Raw genomic sequence first — 17,913 nt, forward strand, 5'->3', positions numbered from 1 at the left:
TCACAGACTATATTTTTTATTACAATCACAAACGCATTAAGACAAAATTAAAAGGATTTAGCCCTGTTCAATACAGAACCAAATCCTTTCAATAATAGTTCTTGTCCAACTTTTTGGGGTCAGTACATATATGGGTGGGGTTTTTGTGTGCTTTTTGCTATAATAGATGGGAATGAATAAATGATATATGGTTGAAAGGAAATGAATTCGGGCAGGAAAACCGGAGAATGATTGGAGCTGCTTGGCGAAGGAAAAAGTCGGGCAGGCAGTCTAATTTTCACTTGTTTTTTGCCGCGGCAGCTGCCGCTTGAAGTAGTCCCTTAAGCTATTTTAACGATTCAGGTATCTTAATTTATGAAGCGTTCTATCTATGCTGGCCGTGTTCGCAGTGAACACATCGGAAGTGAACTGACTTTGAAAGGATGGGTTGGTCGCCGACGTGATTTGGGGGGCCTTATTTTTATTGACCTGCGCGACCGTGAAGGCATTATGCAGCTGGTTATCAATCCGGCAGAAGTATCTGCGGATGTCATGGCAACTGCTGAAAGTCTTCGTAATGAATTTGTCATTGAGGCGACGGGGAAGGTATCTGCGCGTGAGCAAGTCAATGACAAACTGCCAACTGGAGCTGTGGAGCTGAAAGTGAGCCAGCTGACAGTCCTCAACACTGCCAAAACAACTCCCTTTGAAATCAAAGACGGTGTAGAAGCTGCAGATGAAACGCGCCTGCGTTACCGTTATCTTGATCTGCGGCGCCCTGAGATGTTAGAAAACTTTAAATTGCGTGCCAAAGTCACCCACTCAATTCGCAATTATCTGGATGAGCAGGAGTTTATAGACGTTGAAACACCTATGCTTGCTAAGTCCACGCCGGAAGGGGCGCGTGATTATCTGGTGCCGAGCCGTATCAGCCGCGGACACTTTTATGCCCTTCCTCAAAGTCCGCAGATTACTAAGCAGCTGTTAATGAATGCTGGTTTTGACCGCTATTATCAGATTGTTAAATGTTTCCGTGACGAAGACTTGCGGGGCGACCGTCAGCCTGAATTCACACAGGTGGACTTGGAGACTTCTTTTTTGACAGACCAGGAGATTCAAGACATTACAGAAGGCATGATTGCCCAAGTCATGAAAGATACGAAAGGTCTTGATATCAGCCTTCCTTTCCCGCGGATGACCTATGATGATGCCATGAATCAATATGGCTCGGACAAGCCGGATACTCGTTTTGACATGCTTTTACAAGACTTGACAGATCTTGTCAAGGGAATTGACTTTAAAGTCTTTGCAGAAGCTCCTGCTGTCAAGGCTATTGTCGCTAAAAATGCTGCTGATCAGTATTCTCGCAAGGCTATTGATAAGTTGACAGACTTTGTCAAGCAATTTGGTGCTAAGGGTCTGGCCTGGGTTAAATACAGCAATGGGGACTTGACAGGCCCCGTCGCGAAGTTTCTCCTGCCGCTTGCTGATAGGTTGACAGAAAGTTTACAGCTGGAAGAAAATGATTTAGTCCTTTTTGTAGCAGACAGTTTGGATGTGGCCAATAATGCTTTGGGAGCGCTGCGCAGTCACTTGGGCAAAGAGCTGGGACTCATTGATCTGTCCAAGTTTAACTTTCTCTGGGTAGTTGACTGGCCTATGTTTGAATGGTCAGAAGAGGAGAACCGCTATACCAGTGCCCACCATCCTTTCACACTGCCGCAGGCAGATACAGCTCAGGAACTGGAGGGAGATCTAAGCAAGGTTCGGGCTGTCGCCTATGATATTGTGCTTAACGGCTATGAACTTGGCGGCGGAAGCCTGCGTATTAATCAAAGAGAGCTGCAGGAGCGCATGTTCCAAGCTCTCGGCTTTACAAAAGACAGTGCTCAGGAGCAATTTGGCTTTTTACTGGAAGCCATGGATTATGGTTTTCCTCCTCACGGCGGCCTGGCGATTGGGCTTGACCGTTTTGTCATGCTGCTGGCTGGTAAGGACAATATTCGTGAAGTTATTGCCTTTCCAAAAAACAACAAGGCTTCTGATCCAATGACCCAGGCTCCAAGCCCCGTGTCTGATCAGCAGCTTGATGAACTTTCTTTAAATGTATTAGACCCTTCTAAAAATAATGACTAAAAATAAATTTGCTATCATTTTTAAACACCGCCTCAAACGCTGGGCCAAGCGTTATCAGCTCATCCATGTGCTCTCGTCGATTTCGCGGGAGAAATATGGTGAGCGGATTTCAGGCTCTATTATATATGCCTTGCTGTCTTCTATTGCGGTGAATTTCTTCTTTCAGCCGGGGAAGGTTTATGCCAGCGGTGCTACCGGTCTGGCGCAGATTGTGTCGGCCTTGTCAGCTGAGTACACGAGCATCACTGTTCCTGTTTCGGTGACCTTTTACGCTGTTAATATACCGCTGTTGGTTATGGCTTGGTACACTATCGGTCATAAGTTTACCGTTTTTACCTTTATTACAGTCACTTTGAGTTCACTCTTCATTCAGTTCATTCCCCAGATGACGCTGACGCCTGACCCGATGATGAATGCCATTTTCGGTGGTCTGGTTATGGGTGTGGGAATCGGCTTTGCGCTTCGCAACAACGTCTCAAGCGGCGGAACGGATATTGTCAGCCTTTTAGTCCGTAAAAAAACAGGACGTAAGGTCGGAACAGTTTCTTTGGTAGTCAATGTTTTGATTATGGCAGTTGCGGGCATGACTTTCGGCTGGCAGTATGCGCTGTATTCGATGGTTACCATCTTTGTATCCAGCAGAATGACGGATGCTGTTTTCGTTAAGCAAAAGAAGATGCAGGCCATGATTATCACCGGTAAACCCAGCCGTGTCATTCGCATGATTCATAAGAGGCTTAACCGCGGTGTGACTATTATCAATGATGCTGAAGGGACCTACAATCATGAACACAAGGCTGTTCTTATCACGATCATCACGCGCGCAGAATTTAATGATTTTAAGGACATTATGAAAAAAACAGACAAGGATGCCTTTGTCTCTGTTGCGGATAATGTCAATATTATCGGCCGTTTTGTGGAAGACGATTAACGGTTATTTTGTGATTTAAGGAGCTTCAATGAAAATAGATTATACGCTGCATTTGAGGAATTTTATTTTTATTGCCTTAGGAGCCGCGGTTTATGCCTTTGGTTTTGTCAATTTTAACATGGCCAATCATATTGCTGAAGGCGGCATTACTGGTTTAACGCTTGTTTTTCATGCTCTCTTAAAGATTGATCCAACCTACACCGGCTATCTGATGAATTTGCCTTTGCTGCTGCTCGGTGTTCATGTTTTTGGGCGCAGGGCGATGTTTTATACGATTTATGGCACCAGCGTGATGTACTTGTTTGTCTATGCTTTTCAGAGAATGCCGCTCTACATTGATTTACAGCATGACAATTTAGTTGTTGCACTGGTAGCCGGTATCTGTTCAGGTATTGGCAGCGGTATTGTTTTTCGCTATGGAGGGACGACTGGCGGCTCTGATATTATCGCCCGTATCATAGAAGATAAATACGGGATTCAGCTGGGTCAGGCCTTGCTGGGATTCGATATCTTTGTGATGCTGCTGTCTTTGACCTATGTGTCGATTCCTCAGATGATGTACGCACTGATCGCCAGTTTCATGTTCAGTCAGGTTGTTATTTTAGTTCAAAACGGCGGTTACTCTGTCCGCGGTGTTTTGATTATTACAGATAAACACGAGGAAGCGGCGGAGGTCATTCTTAGGGATCTTAACCGCGGGGTTACTTATTTAAAGGGACAAGGTGCCTATTCCGGCAAGGAGAAAAATGTTCTATATGTTGCCTTGAATCCTTCAGATGTCAGAGTTCTTAAGGAAATCATGGAAGAATTGGATCCGAATGCTTTTATCTCCATTTTAAATGTGGAAGAAGTTATCAGCCCGGATTTCGTTATCAGTAGGCGTGAGCGCAGAAGTGCGTATAGGTAGCCTTTTTTCCAATTGTTTGAGAGGAAGAATGAGTAAAAGGTCTGAGATTTTTGTTAATCTCAGACCTTTTATTTTTTACATTTCATCCGGAGCTTCTACACCGAGCAGACGCAGAGCTTCTTTGAGAACAGTTGACGTTGCATAGCTGAGTGCTAGACGGCTGCTGCGTTCTGGACTGTCATCGAGAATGCGTGTATGTGCATAGAATTTATTGAAACTTTGTGCTAGGTTAATGGCGAATTTAGCTATAACAGACGGTTCAAAATTGTCCGCTGCTTTGCTAATGATGTCTGGGAATGCTTGGATAAGCTTAATAATCTCCCAGCTTTCGGCATCATGTAAACTGTAAACAGAGCTTTCATCAGGCTGGAAGTCAGCTTTTCTGAGAATAGACTGAATGCGGGCATGGGCATATTGGACGTAAGGCCCGGTTTCTCCTTCAAAGGAAACCATGGCTTCAAGATCGAAATCATAACCGTTGTTGCGGTCTGTTTTCAGATCGTAAAATTTAATGGCTCCGACACCGACAGCGTGAGCAACCTCCTCCTTGTTTGCCAAATCAGGATTCTTAGCGTCAATTTGCGCCAAGGAGCGTTTGACAGCTTCAGCAATAGTTGGCTCCAGCAGGATAACATTGCCCTTACGGGTGGATAATTTTTTCCCGTTTTTAGTCACCAGACCAAAGGAGACATGTTTAATATCTTCTCCCCAAGAATATCCCATCTCTGTCAGAACAGCCTTTAACTGTTTAAAGTGGGCTGATTGTTCCTGCCCGACAACATAGACAGACTTGGCAAAGTCATACTCGCGCTTGCGGTAGAGAGCGGCAGCCAAATCACGGGTAATATAAAGCGTAGCTCCGTCCGATTTCTTGATTAGGGCAGGATGTTCAATGCCGTATTTTTCAAGATTGACAACCTGAGCCCCGTCAGACTCTTCTAAGAGCCCTTTTTCGGTCAGCAGCTCAACGACTTCATCCATCTTATCATTGTAAAAGGCTTCTCCATTGTAGCTGTCAAAATGAACATCCAGCTCCTTGTACAGACGGTTGAATTCAACGAGGCTTTCATCGCGGAACCATTGCCAGAGCGACAGGGCTTCTTCATCGCCGTTTTCTAATTTGCGGAACCACTCGCGGGCTTCCTCATCAATTTCCGGATGCTTTTCAGCTTCAGCATTGATGCGGACATAAAGTTTTAAAAGCTCGTCAATAGGATGGGCTTGGACAGCTGCTTCGTCACCCCATTTTTTATAGGCGACAATCAGCATGCCGAATTGCTTGCCCCAGTCGCCCAGGTGGTTGATTTTAATGGTTTTGTAGCCCAGTTTTTGAAAGATATTGGACAGGGCGTCCCCGATAACCGTTGAGCGCAGGTGGCCGATAGAAAAAGGTTTTGCAATATTAGGGCTGGAGAGGTCTATGGTAATTGAGCGGCCCTGCCCGATTGTTTTTTGAGCGTAGCCGCTGCCTTTTGCAATCACTTCTTTTAGAACTTGGGCTGAAATCTCGGCTTTATTGAGAAAGAAGTTGATATAAGGGCCTACAGCTTCAACTTTTTCAAAACGGCCGGCATCAATCTGTTCAGCCAGCTCGCTGGCAATTATCTGCGGTGCTTTGCGCATGGTCTTAGCCAAGCTGAATGCTGGGAAAGCCAAATCTCCCATGTCGGATTTTTTAGGCTTTTCCAGAAGCTCTAAAATGCTGTCAGTATCTAAATCACTAATAACTTTAGCCAGTTCTTCTGCAACGAATTGTTTGTTATCCATTTCTGTCTCCTCAAAAGTAATCATTTTATTTTAACATAAATTACCGTGCTTTTGCTGAAAATGACAAAAAATCTATCATCTTTCCTGCTGCTGTTTTTAAATAATGAAAGGATGAAAAAAGCCCTGATTTTTGATATAATTTTAGAGATAATCAGATAATTGAGGAAACTAATGAATAAAAAAGACCGTCAGCAGCAGATAAAGCGTATCATTCAAGCCAATCATATCGGCACTCAGGAAGACATCAAGGCCCACCTGCAAAAAGAAGGCATTTCGGTAACACAGGCAACCCTTTCGCGGGATCTGCGGGAGATTGGTTTGTTAAAATTGCGGGATGAGTCAGGCCGGCTTCACTACAGCCTTTCAGAAGGAGAATCGACCTACTTTGATCCCCTTATTTTGAGCTATGTTTTAAGTGTTGCCCGTGCTGGTTTTATGTTGGTGCTGCATACTAATTTGGGTGAGGCAGATGTTTTGGCCAATCTGATTGATGGCAGCAAAAAGTCCGAGATTCTGGGAACTATTGCCGGTGCGGACACTCTTTTAGTCATCTGTAAAGACGAAGAGACTGCCAGCCGGCTGGAAAACGATATTCTGTCAAGTCTATGAGTTCATTTGAAGAAGCCCTTGAAGCCCTGGTGGCACTGTTGCGAGAACACGACAGTGTCATCGCTTATCAAGCTGTTGAAAAAAAGATTAAGTCCCTGCCTGAGCTAAGCCATTTAGCTCATAAAATGAAAGCCTATCAGCAGGATGCCGTGCTTTTTCAAAAAATTGAAAAGACAAAGGCCCAAAAAGAAGCCGATCAGCGGGCGGAGAAACTGGGAAAAGATTTAGACGGTCTTCCAATTGTCCAAGATTATCGAGCCAAGATGCAGGATGCCAGCGATCTTTTGCAGTATGTCACAAAGACGCTGGAAGACAGGATAAATGAGGAGTTAGGAAATGACTAAGGAAAAGCTCTCTCCGGGAATGAAACAGTATTTGGATATCAAAGAAGATTATCCAGATGCTTTTTTGCTTTTCCGCATGGGAGATTTTTACGAACTGTTTTATGATGATGCTATCAAGGCTGCCAGAATTTTAGAGATCAGTCTGACCAGCCGCAACAAAAATGCGGACAATCCCATTCCTATGGCGGGGGTGCCATACCACTCAGCTCAGCAGTATATTGATATTTTAGTTGAGCTTGGTTATAAGGTTGCTATTGCTGAGCAGATGGAGGATCCTAAGACAGCTGTCGGCGTTGTTAAGCGTGAAGTTGTTCAGGTCATCACACCGGGAACACTGGTGGATTCGTCTAAACCGGACAGTGCCAACAATTTTTTAGTTGCTCTGGATACAGATGGCAGCCATTTTGGTTTGTCTTACATGGACTTATCAACTGGGGAATTTTATGCGACGACCTTAGCAGATCTAACAGCGGTCAGAAGTGAGGTGCTTAACCTCAAGGCGCGTGAGCTGGTTCTTGGTTTTGATCTTGATGAAGAAGCAGAAAACATTTTCCGCAAGCAGATGAACCTTTTACTGTCTGTTGAAGAAACAGTTTATGAGGACCTTCATCTGCTGGACAGCCAGCTGACCGACTTGGAGCTTGCCGCAGCTGGTAAGCTTTTGCAGTATGTGCACACAACCCAAAAACGAGAACTCAGTCATTTGCAAAAGCTTGTACACTATGAAATTAAAGACTATCTGCAAATGACCTACACCACCAAATCCAGCTTGGACCTATTAGAAAATGCCCGCAGCGGCAAAAAGCACGGCAGTCTTTACTGGCTTTTAGATGAGACAAAGACAGCCATGGGAACACGGCTCTTACGGACTTGGATTGACCGTCCTTTGGTTAGCCGCGAGCTTATCAGCAAGCGTCAGGATATTATTCAGGTCTTTTTGGATCAGTTTTTTGAGCGCAGTGATCTAAGCGACAGTTTAAAAGGAGTCTACGATATTGAACGCTTGGCCAGCCGGGTCTCTTTTGGCAAAGCCAATCCTAAAGATCTCTTGCAGCTGGGTCAGACCTTGGCGCAGGTGCCGGTTATTAAGGCAGTTTTAGAAAGTTTTGCCAGCCCTGCTTTGGAGGATTTGGTCGGTCAAATTGATCCCCTGCCAGAGTTAGAAGAGCTGATTCGCTCAGCTATTGACCCTAACGCGCCGATGACGATTACAGAAGGCAGTATTATCCGCGAAGGTTTTGATGAGACCTTGGATAAATACCGCAAGGTCATGCGTGAGGGAACAGGCTGGATTGCTGATATCGAGGCCAAAGAACGAGCAGCCAGCGGCATCTCCACTTTGAAAATCGATTATAATAAAAAAGACGGCTACTATTTCCATGTCACCAATTCCAACCTTCCTTTGGTACCTGAGCATTTCTTCAGAAAGGCAACCCTGAAAAATTCTGAGCGCTTTGGTACTGCAGAGCTGGCTAAAATTGAAGGTGAGATGCTGGAAGCGCGAGAAGAATCGGCTAATTTAGAGTATGATATTTTCATGCGGATCAGAGCACAGGTCGAAACTTATATTGAACGCCTGCAAAGACTGGCTAAATACCTGGCAACTGTTGATGTGCTGCAAAGTCTCGCAGTGGTCGCAGAAAACAACCACTATGTCCGGCCGGTGTTTAATGATGATAAGGTCATCAGCATTGAAAACGGCCGCCATGCCGTGATTGAAAAAGTCATGGGTTCTCAGGAGTATATTCCTAATACGATTCATCTTGATCAAAACACCAGTATCCAGCTGATTACGGGTCCCAATATGAGCGGTAAGTCAACCTACATGCGCCAGCTTGCTCTGACTGTAATCATGGCACAACTGGGTTCTTTTGTTGCAGCGGATTTGGCTGATCTGCCTGTTTTTGATGCTATTTTCACTCGTATCGGTGCAGCAGATGACTTGATTTCCGGACAGTCCACCTTTATGGTCGAAATGATGGAGGCCAATCATGCCATCAAGGCTGCCAACGAAAACTCTCTGATTCTGTTTGATGAACTGGGACGCGGAACAGCTACCTATGATGGGATGGCTCTGGCACAGGCAATTATTGAATACATTCATGATAAAATCAATGCTAAAACCATGTTTGCTACTCACTATCATGAGTTGACAGACCTGTCAACTAGCTTGACAAACCTTGTCAACGTCCATGTTGCGACTCTGGAAAAAAATGGCGAAGTGACTTTCCTGCACAAAATCACAGATGGTCCGGCCGATAAATCTTATGGAATCCACGTGGCAAAAATTGCCGGTCTGCCTGGAGGTTTATTGAACCGTGCCGACCATATCTTAGCAGACTTGGAAAAGACCAGTGCTGCCGTTTCAGTTAATCTGAAAAATGATAAAACCTCTGAACAGCCTGTTCAAGAACAGCTGTCGCTCTTTAACATTGATGACGATTATAAAGAGCTGTTGGAAACATTGAGGCAGCTGGATGTTGCCAGTCTAACCCCAAGAGAGGCCATGAATGTTCTCTTTGATTTAAAAGATATGCTATAGCAAGGGAGCTGTCTCAAATGAGATTGCTCCTTTGTTTTATGTTATAATAGACACATTCCAGTGAGGTAACATATGTCAAAAATTATTGAATTGCCAGAAATATTAGCCAATCAGATTGCTGCCGGTGAAGTCATCGAAAGACCGGCCAGTGTCGTTAAAGAATTAGTTGAAAATGCCATTGACGCGGGCAGCAGCCAGATTACAGTAGACATTGAGGAATCGGGTCTTAAACAGATTCAGGTAATAGACAACGGTCAAGGAATGGAGCAGGCTGATGTAGCGATGAGCCTGCACCGTCATGCGACCAGTAAAATCAAGAGTCAGGCTGATCTTTTTAGAATTCGTACGCTTGGTTTTCGCGGGGAGGCTCTGCCTTCCATTGCTTCGGTCAGCCGTTTAAGCATCAAAACTGCCAGTGAGACAGAAAATCACGGGACTTTTCTTCTTGCTAATGGGGGCAAGGTTGAAAAAGAAGAAGCTGTCAGTACGCCGGTCGGAACAAAAATAACGGTCGAAGATCTGTTTTTTAATACTCCGGCTCGGCTTAAGTATATAAAAAGTCTGCAGGCTGAGCTAGCCCATATTATTGATGTGATCAACCGTCTCAGTCTGGCCCATCCTGAGATTGCTTTTACTTTAATTAATGATGGCCGTGAGCTAATAAGAACTTCAGGCAGCGGTGATTTACGCCAAGCTATTGCAGGCATTTACGGCCTGAATACGGCTAAAAAGATGATTGAAATTTCCAATGCTGATCTCGATTTTGAAGTATCCGGCTATATCAGCCTGCCGGAGCTGACGCGGGCCAACCGCAACTACATCACCATTCTCATCAATGGACGCTATATTAAGAATTTTCTGCTGAACCGGGCAATTTTAGACGGTTACGGTTCTAAGCTGATGGTGGGGCGTTTTCCGATTGCGGTTATTGATATTCAGATTGACCCTTACTTGGCGGATGTCAATGTCCATCCAACCAAGCAGGAAGTCCGCATTTCTAAGGAAAAGGAGCTGATGCAGCTTATCAGCTCTGCTATTGCTGACAGTCTCAGGGAACAAGACTTAATTCCTGATGCTCTGGAAAATCTGGCTAAAGCCAGCACCCGTCACAATCAAAAAGCAGAACAAACTTCTCTGCCTTTAAAGCAGTCCAGTATTTATTATGATAAGGACAGGAACGACTTTTTCCTTAAAGAAACAAAAGGAACAACTGTCGCAGAAGAATCAGCCAAGTTTACACAAGTTGACAGCTCTGTAAAGGAGCCTGTTGACAGCCCGGCAGCCAGTACCGTTAAATATGCCGAACGTAGTGTTTACAGCCAAGATGACAAAGATCATCCTGATCTTGTTTTAAAGGATAAAAGTCAGAAGAGACAGCTCAGCAAACTTGTTAAAGATTTGGAAAATGAAGAAGTTTCATCTTTCCCCGAGCTGGATTATTTTGGCCAGATGCACGGCACCTATCTCTTTGCTCAAGGGCAAGGCGGCCTTTATATTATTGATCAGCATGCTGCACAGGAACGTGTAAAGTATGAGTATTACCGTGAAAAAATCGGAGAAGTTGACAGCAGTTTACAGCAGCTCTTGGTACCTTATTTGTTTGAGTTTCCGGCTAATGATTTTATGACCCTGCAGGAAAAAATGCCGATTCTCAACGAAGTCGGCATCTATCTGGAAGCTTATGGAGAAAATACCTTCATTCTAAGAGAGCACCCTATCTGGCTGCAGGAAAAAGAAATTGAATCTGCCATTTATGAAATGTGCGACATGCTGCTTTTGACCAATGAAGTATCCATAAAAAATTATCGGGCAGAGCTGGCTATTATGATGTCCTGCAAGCGCAGTATCAAGGCCAACCATGCCTTAGACGATTATTCTGCCAGGAATCTTTTGAATCAGCTGTCCCAGTGTAAAAATCCTTACAATTGTCCGCACGGCCGGCCGGTTTTAGTCAATTTCACCAAGTCTGACATGGAAAAGATGTTCCGCCGGATTCAGGAAAACCATACCAGCCTGCGAGAGTTAGGAAAGTACTGATAACCTAACTAGGAAAAAGAAGTGTGACTCGTTGACATCTCGGTAAATCAGCTTTCAGGGATTATCGATGCCATTTTGCTTGTTCTCCCTTTCTTAAACCTCATTAAAAGCGCATGATATTTTTAGCCGACAGTTTTTCGAAAAGTCGTAAATTATGCTATACTGATAGGGATTAAAGAGAGGTAAGAAAAAACATGTTTGATTACATCAAAGGAAAATTGACAAAAATCACAGCCAAATACATTGTTGTTGAAGCGCATGGCTTGGGCTATATCATCAATGTTGCCAACCCTTATAGTTTTTCAGAGCAGATGAATCAGGAGCTGAAAATTTACCTGCATCAGGTGGTGCGTGAAGATGCCCAGCTTCTTTACGGCTTTCATACAGAAGACGAAAAGTCAGTCTTTCTTAATCTCATTTCAGTCTCAGGGATTGGGCCGACTTCTGCACTTGCCATTATCGCGGCCGATGATAATGACGGTTTGGTAGCCGCTATTGATAACAGCGATGTTACCTATTTAATGAAATTTCCGAAAATCGGCAAGAAAACAGCCCAGCAAATGGTTTTAGATCTGGCTGGCAAATTTGCAGCTGCTGCACAGCCGGCAGTCGGAAAAAGGAGCCAGCCTTCGGTTCAAGAAAATAAGGATCTGGAAGAAGCTATGGAAGCTCTTTTGGCACTGGGATATAAGGCTAAAGAACTGAAAAAAATCCGTTCCTTCTTTGAAGGAACTAAAGACACAGCTGAAAATTACATCAAGGCAGCCTTAAAAATGCTTATTAAGTAACAATCAGGGCTTGACTGTTTTTACTACAGGAGGTTATTATGCAGCGTTGCGGCTGGGTTAAGGACAACAACCCTTTGTATATCGCTTATCATGATGAAGAGTGGGGCCAACCGCTTCATGATGATCAAAAACTATTTGAATTACTGTGCTTAGAAACCTATCAGGCGGGACTGTCCTGGGAGACCGTCCTCAATAAACGCACCGCTTTTAAAAAAGCTTTTCATAACTATGATGCCCAAAAAGTAGCCCGCATGTCAGATCAGGATTTAGATCGGCTGCTGGAGAACCCTGAGATTATTCGCAATAAACTCAAAATTTATGCTACCCGAGCTAATGCCCAGGCCTTTTTAAAACTTCAAAAAGACTATTCCAGTTTTGATGCCTATCTCTGGTCTTTTGTGAATGGCAGGAGCATTAATAATAACATAGAAAACTACCGAGAAGCACCAAGCAAGACAGATTTATCTGAAAAGATCTCGAAAGATTTAAAAAAGAAAGGTTTTAAATTTGTCGGGCCTGTCTGTATTTATTCTTATCTGCAGGCAGCTGGTTTAATCAATGACCATGAAATCAACTGTGATTTCAACCCCAGCAAGTAAGATAGAAATTTGTATTGACAATGGGCTTGACAGACCTGTAAACGTCAGTTGAAGCAAGTGAATAATGATAAAAAGCAGGGACAGCAGTCCTTGTCTTTTTTATCATCAGAGAAAGGCTTTTTCTGATTTAGGGTGGTAAAAACGGGCTCTGCTGCTGTATTGTTTGGCTGTTGATCGGTCTAAAATGATTTTTAGAAAAAATGAGAAATTCAGTTTATTTTGTGATAAAATAAAACGAAATTACGAATAGGTAAGTAGGTAACAATATGAAAGCTGAAATTATTGCTGTAGGGACAGAGATTTTGCTGGGGCAGATTGTCAATACAAATGCGCAGTTTTTGTCAGAAAAGCTGGCACAGCTGGGCATTGATGTTTATTTTCAGACGGCAGTAGGCGATAATGAGGAGCGCCTTTTGTCTGTTTTGGAGATTGCTAAGAGCCGCAGCGATTTAGTGATACTTTGCGGCGGCTTAGGGCCGACAGAAGATGATTTAACCAAGCAGACTCTGGCAAAATTTTTAGGAAGAGATTTGGTTTTTGACCAGGCTGCTCAGGCTCGTTTGGATGAATTTTTTGCTTCCCGTCCGGCCTCAGCCCGCACTCCCAATAATGAACGTCAGGCACAGATTGTAGCAGGAAGCAGCCCGCTCCCTAATGCGACCGGTTTAGCTGTCGGCGGTATTTTAGAGGCTGATGGAGTGACTTATATTGTACTGCCGGGACCGCCGAGCGAATTGAAACCTATGGTCAATCAGGAGCTCCTGCCTTATTTGTCTGAGACGTCCGAGCAGCTCTATTCGCGCGTGCTGCGCTTTTTCGGTATTGGCGAGAGCCGTTTGGTGACCTTGCTGCACGATTTGATTGACGGGCAGACAGATCCCACTATTGCTCCTTATGCCAAAACAGGAGAAGTAACGATTCGGCTGTCAACGAAAGCTTATAATCAGGAAGGAGCAGACGCCAAACTGGATCAAGTGGAAAAAGAAATTTTAGCCGTTGACCATTTGTCTGACTATCTTTACGGCTACGGGGAGGACAATTCATTGGCTCAGGTGGTCTTTGACCTGCTCAAAGAGAAGGGAAAAACAATTACGGCAGCTGAAAGTTTAACGGCAGGTTTATTTCAAGCAAGGCTGGCAGATTTTGCAGGAGCTTCGGATATTTTTAAGGGCGGTTTTGTCACTTATAGTATAGAAGAAAAAGCTAAAATGCTGAATATTCCGCTTGATGAGCTGAAAAAGCACGGTGTTGTCAGTGATTTTACCGCTAAAAAAATGGCAGAGCAGTCACGGCTTCTGACAGGAGCAGATCTGGGCGTTTCCCTGACTGGAGTTGCCGGTCCCGATCAGCTGGAAGATCAGCCGGCAGGGACGGTCTTTATCGGGCTGGCAAGCGCTCAGGGCACTCTGTCGCGCAAGGTCTTGATTGGGGGCCGCAGCCGTTCGGATGTACGGTATATTGCTGTTTTGCATGCTTTTAATTTAGTGCGTCAAACTTTATTATCTGATAAAAATTTAGTATAATAAAAAGACGGTCTTGGAACTTAAAAAATAGGAGAAAAAAGATTGGCAAAAAAAACAAAAAAGACAGAAGAAATTACCAAAAAATTTGGAGATGAGCGTAAAAAAGCGCTTGATACTGCTTTAAAGAATATCGAGAAAGACTTTGGGAAAGGTGCCGTTATGCGCCTTGGCGAACGAGCTGAACAAAAGGTTCAAGTCATGAGCTCAGGCAGTCTGGCTCTTGACATTGCTCTAGGTGCCGGCGGCTATCCTAAAGGGCGTATTGTTGAAATCTACGGTCCCGAATCATCAGGTAAAACAACGGTTGCTCTTCATGCCGTGGCACAGGCTCAAAAAGATGGCGGAATTGCTGCTTTTATTGATGCCGAGCATGCCTTGGATCCAGCCTATGCTGCAGCCTTGGGAGTTAATATTGATGAACTGCTGCTGTCGCAGCCGGATTCAGGAGAGCAAGGGCTGGAAATTGCCGGTCAGCTGATTGACTCAGGAGCTGTTGATTTGGTAGTTGTTGACTCAGTTGCGGCTCTTGTACCGCGTGCAGAAATTGACGGGGACATCGGTGACAGCCATGTCGGTCTTCAGGCACGGATGATGAGTCAGGCTATGCGTAAGCTGTCTGCATCTATCAATAAGACAAAAACTATCGCCATTTTTATCAACCAACTGCGTGAAAAAGTCGGAGTGATGTTTGGCAATCCTGAAACAACGCCTGGCGGACGTGCGCTGAAGTTTTATGCTTCTGTGCGTCTGGATGTTCGCGGCAATACTCAAATTAAGGGAACCGGCGATCAAAAAGACAGCAATATTGGTAAGGAAACCAAAATCAAGGTTGTCAAAAATAAGGTTGCTCCGCCATTTAAGGAAGCCTTTGTCGAAATCATGTATGGAGAAGGGATTTCTCGTACGGGCGAACTGGTCAAAATTGCCAGCGATTTAGGAATCATTCAAAAGGCCGGTGCCTGGTATTCTTATAATGGTGAAAAGATTGGTCAAGGTTCAGAAAATGCCAAGAAGTTCTTGGCAGATAATCCTGAAATTTTTGATGAAATTGACCATAAAGTACGTGTTCAGTACGGTCTGATTGAAGACAGTGAACCTGGTCAAAAACAGGTCTCTGCAGAAGAAAATACGGATCAGTCCGATCAAGATCTCGTTCTCGAACTGGATGATGCTATTGAATTGGAAGATTAAATAAAAATAGGTCCAGAGACCGACTATTTATTTAATGAATTGTGCTAAGATAGTATTATCCTGTAAGGAAAGAGAGATTGAAACATGATTAAAATTTATACAATTTCAAGCTGTACAAGCTGTAAGAAAGCAAAAACATGGCTTAATGCTCACAAACTCCCTTATAAAGAACAAAACTTAGCAAAAGATATACTGACCAAGGAAGAAATTCTCAATATCCTTTCAAAAACAGAAAATGGGATTGAAAGTATTGTATCTTCAAAAAACCGTTATGCGAAGGCTCTCAACTGTAATATTGACGATTTGAGTGTCAATGAGGTCATCGATTTGATTCAGGAAAATCCACGAATTCTGAAAAGTCCTATTCTGATTGATGATAAACGCCTTCAGGTCGGCTACAAAGAAGATGATATTCGCGCTTTCTTGCCGCGGGCTATCCGCAATGTTGAAAATACAGAAGCTCGTCTGCGTGCGGCTTTGTAAAAAGTAAAAGAAGTGGGACGGAAATCAGTCATTCCAAGATGTGATTTCCGTTCTGCTTTTTTATGTTGAGGAGTTTCGCTCCCACTTTCACACAGTTGGTTAGTAATGGACATGAACGGATATTCATGGGGCTGGAACAAAGATTAAGAACATCCAACCAACCGCTGCGTTAGGGATAATGACGATGAAAAAACGAGAGATGAGGTGCTTTTTATAGGTCATCTTTCTAGCTTGCACCGTTTTGCGGGAGATTGCGAAGAATTATGGCTTTCTCTCTTTTTGCTGCTGCCAATAATGAAGTCTGTTTTCAGCCTAAAAGGATGGCAGGATGGCTACAGCAAAAACGGAGGTCTGGGCTGAAGTAACATAAATGGGATCGGAAGGTTATCAGACTGTTTCAGAAGTTGCTAAAGATAAAAATGATGAGATGCCGCCTTAATTTTTTCAGTATTCCTGCTGTTTTTCCCTTAAATTATGCTATACTGGAATTGAGGAGACGAATTATGAGAAGAAGTAACAAGAAACAAAAAGAGTTAGCTCCGTTCTGGCTGTATTATAAAATCGGCCTTGGTCTGGTTTTTATTGCCTCATTGGCTGCGCTTTACTTTTACCAGTCTCAGTGGCTGATTATTCTTCCTTTTGCTTATTTATCGGGAATTCTGTTGTTACTGTCCAGAACTAAATTAAGCGGCTGGCCTTTGGTTGTGCTGAGTTTCATTCGCTATGCGGTTATCTTTTTTACGCTGACTTACGGTGCCTTTGTCGCTTTAGATATTAAGCAGGGAGCAGCCATAAAAGAAGCTTTAATAGCACCGTATCGGCTCTTTGCTCTTGTTTTTGAGCCGACCATGCCTTTTTCAGGAATACTGTTAGGGGTTATCGTGCTCCTGCTCTTCCTTTTTGCTTATAGAAAAAGAACTTAGCTTTAGCTGGCGATGCAAGGAAGATTGACTAGCGACAAAAATACTTACCCAGCAATAAGAGAGCGGAACAGATGGCAGTATGGCTGTCTGTCCCGCTCTCTTTTTCTTTTAATAAAGACGCAGAAAACTGCCTAAAAATGCTCCATAATTTTGCTGTTTAGAGCTGCTTAAGGCGCCTATTGATTTTTTCAATGTCTTTTTTATGCATTAAATAGAGGAAGAGGTAAATGAAGCAGTAAATGACAGAAACAAAGAGTAAGAATGGAACAAAACTTGACCAGGCTATTGCAAACCAATGCAGGTAAATACCAGACAGCATAAGGGGAATGAGGATTAGAAAATAATGCATTGCAGTTGCGGCTAACAAACTTAATCTTTCGTTTTTAAACAGCTTGTTGGCAGCTCCTTGGAGTATGCCAAGCGCAGCGAAAATCAAAAGCTGGACAGCGCTGGCTTGGGAATTTGATGAGAACATCTGAGTGAAGCTTGGTATTCCCAGAGAGTTGCTGTTTTGGAAAAAGAAGATGGTGATGAGACAGCTGACCAAGGAGCCGATTCCCATTCCGATAAAGGCATTACGGATAATATACTTAAGTGTTTTCATGCTGCTTTCTCTCCTTACAGTTTTAATTTTTCTTTAAAGCGCTTTAAACTGCGTCTGGATACAAAACTGACAAAGCCGTTTTTTAAAGTGACTTCAATGCTGCCTTTAATGGTCAGATCCAGTTGTTTTATGTACTTGATGTTAATAATTTCTCCTTGAGAAATACGAATAAAATGTGTCCCCAATTCTTGCTCGAAAAAGTAGAGCCTTTGTTTAGCCAAATAGGTATCTGTCGGTGTTTGAATTAAGACTTGCTTGTTTTCAGTGAAAATCCGAATGATATTTTCAGGTTTGATAAATTCCAGCCGCTTGTTTTTGTAGCCATAGATAAAATAAGGTTTTTTCTCAATAAAATCAATAATTTCCTGAGTTTGTAAATCAATCTGCGCTGTATAAATTTTAATCAAGGTTTCTTTTAGCTGAGCATCCTTAATAACTTCTAGTTTCATATAGCTTTCCTTCCTTTGTCTTTAGTATATAGATTTTTTGAAAAGGAGACCAGCGTTTGCGGCTATGTGGCTTCTAATTTGAGATATGTGGCTCTTATCCT

General features: G+C 43.4%; 17 protein-coding genes. 14 read left to right on the plus strand and 3 right to left on the minus strand.

Translation table 11 applies throughout. The features are described 5' to 3' along the window. The 4 genes from BMI76_RS08600 to BMI76_RS08615 form a co-directional block, all read left to right on the plus strand. Positions 1-95, plus strand: a 95-nt coding sequence (locus BMI76_RS08600; RefSeq protein WP_142355034.1) for an IS3 family transposase, incomplete at its 5' end; no start/stop codon positions are given. A 259-nt stretch (positions 96-354) separates the two neighbouring features. Next, complete coding sequence (gene aspS, locus BMI76_RS08605; protein WP_075347170.1) at positions 355-2,115, plus strand: aspartate--tRNA ligase; 1,761 nt, start codon at positions 355-357, stop codon at positions 2,113-2,115. Further along, positions 2,108-3,046: a YitT family protein gene (locus tag BMI76_RS08610; RefSeq protein ID WP_075347171.1), complete on the plus strand. Its 939-nt coding sequence runs from the start codon at positions 2,108-2,110 to the stop codon at positions 3,044-3,046. The genes aspS and BMI76_RS08610 overlap by 8 nt, the downstream gene beginning before the upstream one ends. A 28-nt stretch (positions 3,047-3,074) precedes the next feature. Then, positions 3,075-3,953 (plus strand): YitT family protein, encoded by an 879-nt coding sequence (locus BMI76_RS08615; protein ID WP_075347172.1) that lies wholly within the window; start codon positions 3,075-3,077, stop codon positions 3,951-3,953. 75 nt (positions 3,954-4,028) lie between these two features. Here BMI76_RS08615 and argS read toward each other — a convergent pair whose 3' ends face one another. Beyond that, on the minus strand, positions 4,029-5,720 hold the full coding sequence (argS, locus tag BMI76_RS08620; protein ID WP_075347173.1) for an arginine--tRNA ligase: 1,692 nt from the start codon (positions 5,718-5,720) through the stop codon (positions 4,029-4,031). A 171-nt stretch (positions 5,721-5,891) separates the two neighbouring features. On the opposite strand from argS, the gene argR reads away from it, so the two are divergent. The 10 genes from argR (at position 5,892) to BMI76_RS08670 (ending at position 16,759) form a co-directional block, all read left to right on the plus strand. After that, the gene (gene argR, locus BMI76_RS08625; RefSeq protein ID WP_075347174.1) at positions 5,892-6,329 is read left to right on the plus strand and encodes an arginine repressor; all 438 of its coding nucleotides are present in this window, start codon (positions 5,892-5,894) and stop codon (positions 6,327-6,329) included. Beyond that, positions 6,326-6,673 (plus strand): YlbF family regulator, encoded by a 348-nt coding sequence (locus tag BMI76_RS08630; RefSeq protein WP_075347175.1) that lies wholly within the window; start codon positions 6,326-6,328, stop codon positions 6,671-6,673. Before argR ends, BMI76_RS08630 begins: the two co-directional genes overlap by 4 nt. Further along, complete coding sequence (gene mutS / locus BMI76_RS08635) at positions 6,666-9,215, plus strand: DNA mismatch repair protein MutS (RefSeq protein ID WP_075347176.1); 2,550 nt, start codon at positions 6,666-6,668, stop codon at positions 9,213-9,215. Before BMI76_RS08630 ends, mutS begins: the two co-directional genes overlap by 8 nt. A 72-nt stretch (positions 9,216-9,287) precedes the next feature. Then, complete coding sequence (gene mutL, locus BMI76_RS08640) at positions 9,288-11,252, plus strand: DNA mismatch repair endonuclease MutL (RefSeq protein ID WP_075347177.1); 1,965 nt, start codon at positions 9,288-9,290, stop codon at positions 11,250-11,252. A gap of 194 nt (positions 11,253-11,446) precedes the next feature. Beyond that, the gene (gene ruvA / locus BMI76_RS08645; protein ID WP_075347178.1) at positions 11,447-12,040 is read left to right on the plus strand and encodes a Holliday junction branch migration protein RuvA; all 594 of its coding nucleotides are present in this window, start codon (positions 11,447-11,449) and stop codon (positions 12,038-12,040) included. Positions 12,041-12,078: 38 nt separating this feature from the next. Continuing rightward, positions 12,079-12,639, plus strand: coding sequence for a DNA-3-methyladenine glycosylase I (locus BMI76_RS08650; RefSeq protein ID WP_083623734.1), 561 nt, complete (start codon positions 12,079-12,081; stop codon positions 12,637-12,639). A 266-nt stretch (positions 12,640-12,905) separates the two neighbouring features. Continuing rightward, positions 12,906-14,162: a competence/damage-inducible protein A gene (locus BMI76_RS08655; protein WP_075347180.1), complete on the plus strand. Its 1,257-nt coding sequence runs from the start codon at positions 12,906-12,908 to the stop codon at positions 14,160-14,162. Positions 14,163-14,204: 42 nt separating this feature from the next. Further along, positions 14,205-15,353, plus strand: coding sequence for a recombinase RecA (gene recA, locus BMI76_RS08660; RefSeq protein WP_075347181.1), 1,149 nt, complete (start codon positions 14,205-14,207; stop codon positions 15,351-15,353). A gap of 84 nt (positions 15,354-15,437) precedes the next feature. Then, positions 15,438-15,836: a transcriptional regulator Spx gene (spx, locus tag BMI76_RS08665; protein ID WP_027975240.1), complete on the plus strand. Its 399-nt coding sequence runs from the start codon at positions 15,438-15,440 to the stop codon at positions 15,834-15,836. 503 nt (positions 15,837-16,339) lie between these two features. Next, on the plus strand, positions 16,340-16,759 hold the full coding sequence (locus BMI76_RS08670) for a hypothetical protein (protein ID WP_075347182.1): 420 nt from the start codon (positions 16,340-16,342) through the stop codon (positions 16,757-16,759). A 157-nt stretch (positions 16,760-16,916) separates the two neighbouring features. Here BMI76_RS08670 and BMI76_RS08675 read toward each other — a convergent pair whose 3' ends face one another. After that, positions 16,917-17,363, minus strand: a complete 447-nt coding sequence (locus BMI76_RS08675) for a DUF3021 domain-containing protein (RefSeq protein ID WP_075347183.1) — start codon at positions 17,361-17,363, stop codon at positions 16,917-16,919. A gap of 14 nt (positions 17,364-17,377) precedes the next feature. Then, entirely contained in the window at positions 17,378-17,812 is a 435-nt protein-coding gene (locus BMI76_RS08680) for a LytTR family DNA-binding domain-containing protein (RefSeq protein ID WP_075347184.1), read from the minus strand. Positions 17,813-17,913: the final 101 nt, after the last annotated feature.

Source organism: Streptococcus sp. 'caviae', assembly GCF_001937065.1.
Taxonomy (GTDB): Bacteria; Bacillota; Bacilli; order Lactobacillales; family Streptococcaceae; genus Streptococcus.

Excerpts from the sequence above, each read along its gene's own strand:
- aspS (WP_075347170.1), top strand. The coding sequence starts at position 355 with ATGAAGCGTTCTATCTATGCTGGCCGTGTTCGCAGTGAACACATCGGA.
- BMI76_RS08610 (WP_075347171.1), top strand. The coding sequence starts at position 2,108 with ATGACTAAAAATAAATTTGCTATCATTTTTAAACACCGCCTCAAACGC.
- BMI76_RS08615 (WP_075347172.1), top strand. The coding sequence starts at position 3,075 with ATGAAAATAGATTATACGCTGCATTTGAGGAATTTTATTTTTATTGCC.
- argS (WP_075347173.1), bottom strand. The coding sequence starts at position 5,720 with ATGGATAACAAACAATTCGTTGCAGAAGAACTGGCTAAAGTTATTAGT.
- argR (WP_075347174.1), top strand. The coding sequence starts at position 5,892 with ATGAATAAAAAAGACCGTCAGCAGCAGATAAAGCGTATCATTCAAGCC.
- BMI76_RS08630 (WP_075347175.1), top strand. The coding sequence starts at position 6,326 with ATGAGTTCATTTGAAGAAGCCCTTGAAGCCCTGGTGGCACTGTTGCGA.
- mutS (WP_075347176.1), top strand. The coding sequence starts at position 6,666 with ATGACTAAGGAAAAGCTCTCTCCGGGAATGAAACAGTATTTGGATATC.
- mutL (WP_075347177.1), top strand. The coding sequence starts at position 9,288 with ATGTCAAAAATTATTGAATTGCCAGAAATATTAGCCAATCAGATTGCT.
- ruvA (WP_075347178.1), top strand. The coding sequence starts at position 11,447 with ATGTTTGATTACATCAAAGGAAAATTGACAAAAATCACAGCCAAATAC.
- BMI76_RS08650 (WP_083623734.1), top strand. The coding sequence starts at position 12,079 with ATGCAGCGTTGCGGCTGGGTTAAGGACAACAACCCTTTGTATATCGCT.
- BMI76_RS08655 (WP_075347180.1), top strand. The coding sequence starts at position 12,906 with ATGAAAGCTGAAATTATTGCTGTAGGGACAGAGATTTTGCTGGGGCAG.
- spx (WP_027975240.1), top strand. The coding sequence starts at position 15,438 with ATGATTAAAATTTATACAATTTCAAGCTGTACAAGCTGTAAGAAAGCA.
- BMI76_RS08670 (WP_075347182.1), top strand. The coding sequence starts at position 16,340 with ATGAGAAGAAGTAACAAGAAACAAAAAGAGTTAGCTCCGTTCTGGCTG.
- BMI76_RS08675 (WP_075347183.1), bottom strand. The coding sequence starts at position 17,363 with ATGAAAACACTTAAGTATATTATCCGTAATGCCTTTATCGGAATGGGA.
- BMI76_RS08680 (WP_075347184.1), bottom strand. The coding sequence starts at position 17,812 with ATGAAACTAGAAGTTATTAAGGATGCTCAGCTAAAAGAAACCTTGATT.